Raw genomic sequence first — 5927 nt, forward strand, 5'->3', positions numbered from 1 at the left:
GCCAGCATGGTATTTTACCTATTCGTCTACTTGTTTATGAATTTGGGTGCCTTTGCCTGTGTGATTTTATTTACACTGCGGACGGGTACCGATCGGATTAGCGATTATGCTGGTCTATATCAAAAAGATCCCTTCCTCACCCTAACACTGAGTATCTGTCTGTTGTCGCTCGGTGGGATTCCCCCGTTAGCTGGTTTCTTCGGCAAGATTTACATCTTTTGGGCAGGTTGGAAAGCAGGTGCCTATGGACTGGTATTACTCGCCCTAGTAACTAGTGTCGTTTCGATTTACTACTATCTCCGCGTCGTCAAGATGATGGTAGTCAAAGAACCCAACGAAATGTCCGATGTCATCAGAAACTACCCAGTTACCAATTGGAATATCCCCGGAATGCGCTCGCTCCAAGTGGCTACCATCGCCACATTGATCGCGACATCCCTCGCAGGCATTCTCTCCAATCCCCTCTTTACGATCGCGAATAATTCAGTGAGCAACACGCCGATGTTGCAAGCGAGTTTGGAACGACAAGTGGCAGTGAAGTAGGAAGAAGTGGATAGTGGATAGTGAATAGTGGATAGTGGATAGTAGGAAGAAGTGGATAGTGAATAGTCGTTAGATGTTTTTTACACCCCATACTTTCATCGACGCTCGCTGCCTACCAATAACTATTCACTATCCACTATTCACTATCCACTAATCCCATGCGAATCGTCTTCTTCGGTACTCCCCAATTTGCCATTCCGACATTGGAGCAACTGCTCGCCGATTCACAATTTCAAGTGGTGGGGGTAGTGACGCAGCCAGACAAGAATCGGGGGAGGGGGAATCAACTATCGCCATCGCCAATCAAACAGGTGGCTGTCGCACATCAGCTCCCGATTTGGCAACCAGCGCGGATTAAAAAAGATCCCGACACGATCGCGGCACTCCGCGACCTGGGAGCAGATATATTTGTAGTAGTAGCCTACGGGCAGATTTTATCTCAAGAAATTCTCGATTTGCCCAAATTGGGCTGTATCAATGTACATGGCTCGCTGTTGCCAGCGTATCGCGGCGCGGCACCGATTCAACGCTGCTTGACGGATGGGGTGACGCGCACGGGGATTACAACCATGCTGATGGATGCGGGGATGGATACTGGTGCCATGCTCCTCAAGTATGAAACCCCAGTCGATCTCTTCGCTAATGCCGATCGATTGGCGGCAAAATTGGCCGTCGAAGGTGCGCGACTACTAGTTGAGACGATCTATAGCCTCGATCGGATTACACCGATGCCCCAGGAGCATTCAGCGGCAACATTCGCACCACCCATTCAGAAATCAGAATACACGATCGAGTGGACGCGATCGAATATTTCGATCCACAATCGAGTTCGCGGCTTCTATCCCAATTGTGTCGCTACCTGCCGCGCTCAGCCGCTGAAAATTATGGCTACAGTACCGCTAGCTGCCGAGTTTCAAGCAGACTTAACTCCAGCGATGCAGAAGTTATTACCAGAAATTGAAAGTTTAGATTTGAGTAACAGTGTACCTGGCACAGTCGTCAAAATCGCCAAAGGTTTAGGGCCAATTATTCAGACTGGCTCTGGTTGTCTGCTATTGTGTGAAGTTCAACTCCCCGGCAAACGTCCCCAATCCGGTACCGATTTAGTCAATGGTACGAGATTAGCTGTCGGTGAAATTTTGGCATAAGCCACACACCAGACACACTACAAATTAGGCAACGCTCGATAATTATCAATTATCAATTATCAATTACTGTCTCGCTCCCGTGACGATAAACGTCACTCGAAAGGCAATATTCGTCGCGTGATCTGCCATGCGTTCGAGATGGCGGATGGTAAGTGCGAGTAGGATTGTCGGCTCGATGGAGCCTTGAAGATTAGTTTGAGTGGCTAAAGTCTGATAAATCTCATCATAGGCGCGATCGACATCATCATCGAGCCTGTGAATCGTCGGGCCAGCCATGCGATCGAGATTGGCTAATGCTGCTAGACTAGCTTCTAGCATTGCCCGCGCATGGTGCGACATCTGTTCGATCGCGGGTAGGCAAGGATGAGTAGGGTAGGGAAACAATTTGAGCGAGATTTGACTGATATCTTTGGCATAATCCCCAATTCGCTCTAAGTCTCGCACCATTTGCATAAAGGCGCTCAGTCGCCGCAAATCTTGGGCAACAGGAGAGGCAATCGCCATTAGTTCCGCGCATTCCAGCTCGATTTGATGATAAAAGCTGTCGATCTTGCGATCGATTTTCGGAATCTCTTCAGCGATGCCGATTTCTCGCTGAAATAGCGATCTGTGCGCCAGCCGAAATGACTGCTCGACTAAAGCTCCCATCAACAACATGTCTTGTTCTAGGCGGCGGCTACGATGTCTAAATTGTCTAGATTCATTCAATGAATAAGATATAGTCACATTTCCAAGTATTAAGACGAGCGGATTGTAGGATGATTTACGTTCGGAGCTGTCATCCACTCCGGACCATATATTCAATACCTATTTTTATATTAGCGAGCCTAGTGAGTTAATTACTGTCTTAAATATCACTATATCTGAAAATTATCGAGCTGTCATTTTTATGCCGATGACGATTCCGCAAGGCGGAGGCTACGCCAACGATTAAATGCGACGAACAATTTCTTGAGTGTTAGCTGCGGTCATAAATGGCACAATTGCCATAGTAATTTTTAGATCGGGCATCCATACATTCGTCCTTAATTTATACTTAATGTACTTAATTAAATGTTGAATGTCCCTCACTAGTTGGCAACGCGATTTGGAGCCAAGCGCCATGAGTTTTGGGGTGATTATTGGCGACGATCGTGCCGTGGTGGGCGAGAATAATTTGTCTGACGATCGCTAGTCCCAAGCCACTACCAGTTGTTTGTGAATGGCGCTTACCAGCCTCCGTCTCGCTCCGCTGGCGCGAGACATCGCCGCGATATAACCGATCGAAAACATAGGGGAGATCGCTAGCTGTAAAACCAGCACCATCATCATAGAGATCGATCGAGACTGAATTTGGCTCGGTATTATCACCAAGTCGAGCTGATTTTAACAGATGAACATCGAGCCAAATATGTCCGCGATCGGGAGAAAATTTCAGGCTATTATCAAATAAATTAATTAATACTTGCGTAAATCGACCTTTATCGATTTCTAGGATTAATTGCGCTGGTCCCGTATAGACAAATTCGATTTGGCGCTGCTTGGCAATTGGTTCTAAAGTATGCCAAGTATCATCAATGAGCTGTACCACGTCAACTTCCGTCAATTTTAACGAATGAGCAGCCGCGTTTTCTAACTGACTCAGTTCCAAAAAATGTTGAACTAAATCGATTAAGCGATTAGTTTCTTGCAAGATCCGACTCGCCCAACGAGTCAACTCCGGGGGCAGTTTAGATTCTAATGTTTCGGCAATCAGGTGAATAGCTGTCAGGGGAGTCCGAATTTCATGAGCGAGATCGCCTAGCCACCGCTCCCGCGCGGCATCGGTATCTACTTGTTGCTGCTGGCTCTCGATAAATACGCCAATGGCACCATCGTCGAGCGGCATCCCACTAGCTGCAATCCAAATCGACTGGGAATTTGCGGCTTCTTGATACCCAAAATGAAACTGCCAAACTAATTCCGCCGCTACCTGTTGCGATCGAACTTTAGTGATTAAGCGATCGAGTTCGTAGGAACGGACTAATTCTAATAATAGTCTGGTTTGTCCGGGCTGCCACCGCTGAATTTGGAGGAGCTGTTGCGCCTTGTGGTTGCACCATAACACTTGATTGTCAGCATCGAGCTGCAAGTAACCAATCGGCGCATCTTGGAGTAAAGATTGCCACGTAAATAACTGTTGCTGAAGCTGCTGATGTTGTTGTTGACTGATGACGATCCGCCGTCGTAACTGTGATACGATCGGGAGCGAGATATCTTCATGGTAGTCGGATGTCTCCATCACCGCCAATACCTGTTGCAGTTGCCGTTTGGCGTCAGCATCCCGCCATAAATAACCACCACTGGCACCGACAACGATCCCCATGATGACCGAAAGCGAGATGATTAGAAACATGGCTCGATAGATGGGTAAATACTGACACCGATCTGTACCGACTCCAGAGCCGCTAACAAATCTTGCCAGAAGCTAGGATCTAGAGTTCGTCGGCTAGCGAGCAGATCCTAGCCACATTAGAGCTAGCATCCAAATACTATCATACTATGAATTGTAGTTAAGTTTAGCATGACCGAGCTTCGAGCCGATCGCGTTAGGGGCCTGCAAACACGGCGTTTTCGATATCTTGACGACTCAGCGAATATTTGAAGGTGCGATAAATACTCGGATTGCCCGAGGTCAGAGGGGTGGGGTTATCGGCAGTGGCATGATAGCGAACGGTAAGTTCTTCGATATCCAAACACACTTCAGCGCGCCAATCTGGTCTGGTAATATGCCAGCAGTGCAACTCACTATCATCTTGTTCGCAACCCATTGAGAGCAACCATTGCTCGATTTCAGGCAGGGGATGATTGTACAACGGGGTATCATCAGTCGGTAGTAAGGTCATGGATGAATTGATAATTGATAATTGATAATTGATAATTGATAATTGGCGTTGCTCAATTGTGGTATGGTTCGCTCTTCAGTCCCGCCTTCGCCTCCGGCTCTGGCTCCCCTCTCCCAAGCTTGGGAGCGACCCAAATCGCGCTGAGGCTTCCTCAGCGTGCGTTTCACCAAGCAGGGCTAAATCTATGCTTCATACCTGAATTCAGCAATGCCAATAATTAATATTTTTACCGAGCGTAATTTTCGCCGATCGATTACCATTTTAGACCGATATCCGCTCTAGCTGCTAGGAAATCGGGCGAGCGGCGATAATCTGTGCCAACTCAGCGGGGGTATTACAGTTTGCCAGCCAGCGGGGATCGGTGACGACTAACTCAGTGACTACCTGCTCTCGGAGCCAACCTTGAAACGATCGACCGCCCCGATCGATGTACATGCGCAACGAGCGGTGGCAAATTTGCCGATAGCAGCCAGCTAACGCCTCCCACCCTTTGTCTGGGTGTTTGGGGAGATAAGCAATGCTCCCAGGGGCGACAGCAGGCAATCCATCGATCCAGGATTGGATCGCTAAAGTTGATAAATTGGGCAAATCGCAAGCGAGAGTCAATACCCAAGGTGTCGAAATTGCCGTCAGTGCTTGTGAAAAAGCCAGCAACGGCCCGCAGTCTGGCGATCGCTCGGGAATGAATTCACAATCCTCCGGTAAAAGTGACTGATATTTATCCGCCCAGGGGGTAATTACATAGATTTGCGGGTGCAGCGATCGATCGCGATTTCCGAGATCCTCACAGCCAGCCACAGCATCATAAATCCGCCGAATTAATGGCACTCCATCGATCTCAATGGTAGCCTTATCGCGACCCATCCGCGAACTTCGACCACCAGCGAGAATCAGTACCGACACAGATCGATCGTCCACAAGACACTGGAATGAATGGTTAGTAACCTAATGGCAGCTTGGATTTGGGGGCAGCAGACGCAGGACTAGCCGAAGCTCTAATGGGACGTTGTGGCGCACCAGTAATGAATACCATCTGCTTGGGGCTGGGATCGACTAAGCCACTCTTAGGTTGCTGTGCCTGTTGTGCCAAGTCCTGCTTGATATTTTCCGCGATGACAGCTTGTTGATGTTCTTGCGTTTGGAATCGCTTTAATTGCTTGTGTTGTGCTTTCCACATATCTTGAGTCCGTGCGGTATGCCCATAGACAACGACACTCAGCCCCAATACGCTGCAAAAAACGATCGCTGCACCCTTTTGAACTGCAAGCAGCGATGTGAGCCAATCTGGGGCTGAATTTTGGGGTAATTGCCTGACTTGTGGCTGGAGCTGAGGAGAGTTGACTCCCACCACCGGAGATTTGGGGGCGCGTGT

Annotated in this window: 7 protein-coding genes; 2 read left to right on the top strand and 5 right to left on the bottom strand. The window is 48.4% G+C overall.

What is annotated here, in order from left to right; all coding sequences use genetic code 11:
* Together RMO52_RS08555 and fmt are read left to right on the top strand one after the other, a co-directional pair.
* On the top strand, positions 1-543 hold a 543-nt coding region (locus tag RMO52_RS08555; protein WP_310412912.1), incomplete at its 5' end, for a proton-conducting transporter membrane subunit.
* Positions 544-701: 158 nt separating this feature from the next.
* Positions 702-1691, top strand: coding sequence for a methionyl-tRNA formyltransferase (fmt, locus tag RMO52_RS08560; RefSeq protein ID WP_310412915.1), 990 nt, complete (start codon positions 702-704; stop codon positions 1689-1691).
* A 63-nt stretch (positions 1692-1754) separates the two neighbouring features.
* On the opposite strand, the gene phoU is transcribed toward fmt, so the two are convergent.
* The 5 genes from phoU to RMO52_RS08585 form a co-directional block, all read right to left on the bottom strand.
* Positions 1755-2417: a phosphate signaling complex protein PhoU gene (gene phoU / locus RMO52_RS08565; RefSeq protein ID WP_310412918.1), complete on the bottom strand. Its 663-nt coding sequence runs from the start codon at positions 2415-2417 to the stop codon at positions 1755-1757.
* A 319-nt stretch (positions 2418-2736) separates the two neighbouring features.
* Entirely contained in the window at positions 2737-4065 is a 1329-nt protein-coding gene (locus RMO52_RS08570; RefSeq protein ID WP_310412922.1) for a HAMP domain-containing sensor histidine kinase, read from the bottom strand.
* Positions 4066-4258: 193 nt separating this feature from the next.
* Entirely contained in the window at positions 4259-4555 is a 297-nt protein-coding gene (locus RMO52_RS08575; protein ID WP_309744842.1) for a DUF3143 domain-containing protein, read from the bottom strand.
* 285 nt (positions 4556-4840) lie between these two features.
* A complete protein-coding gene (locus RMO52_RS08580) occupies positions 4841-5473 on the bottom strand; it encodes a molybdenum cofactor guanylyltransferase (RefSeq protein WP_309744840.1) in 633 nt (210 codons plus the stop codon).
* 19 nt (positions 5474-5492) lie between these two features.
* The coding region (locus RMO52_RS08585) for a hypothetical protein (protein WP_310412924.1) at positions 5493-5927 on the bottom strand (435 nt) is incomplete at its 5' end.

This window comes from Chamaesiphon sp. OTE_8_metabat_110 (assembly GCF_031382685.1).
Taxonomy (GTDB): Bacteria; Cyanobacteriota; Cyanobacteriia; order Cyanobacteriales; family Chamaesiphonaceae; genus Chamaesiphon.